Raw genomic sequence first — 279 nt, forward strand, 5'->3', positions numbered from 1 at the left:
AGTCACGTTGACGAAGCTTGCGCTTCATTCATTGTTTGTATCCGAAGATACGTTTTTTGCCTCATCGTTCAGTTTTCAAAGTTCGTCATAAAAATGGTGGAGCCTAGCGGGATCGAACCGCTGACCTCCTGCGTGCAAGGCAGGCGCTCTCCCAGCTGAGCTAAGGCCCCATTAAGGGATTAAATTGAAGATGGTCGGGAAGACAGGATTCGAACCTGCGACCCCTTGGTCCCAAACCAAGTGCTCTACCAAGCTGAGCTACTTCCCGAAAAGTGCACC

General features: G+C 50.5%; 2 tRNA genes. Both read right to left on the reverse strand.

What is annotated here, in order from left to right:
• Positions 1-94: 94 nt before the first annotated feature.
• Positions 95-170 (reverse strand) — tRNA-Ala (locus tag KNQ07_RS16045).
• 21 nt (positions 171-191) lie between these two features.
• Positions 192-268, reverse strand: a tRNA-Pro gene (locus KNQ07_RS16050).
• Positions 269-279: the final 11 nt, after the last annotated feature.

This window comes from Exiguobacterium sp. s145 (genome assembly GCF_018618835.1).
Lineage (GTDB): Bacteria > Bacillota > Bacilli > Exiguobacteriales > Exiguobacteriaceae > Exiguobacterium_A > Exiguobacterium_A artemiae.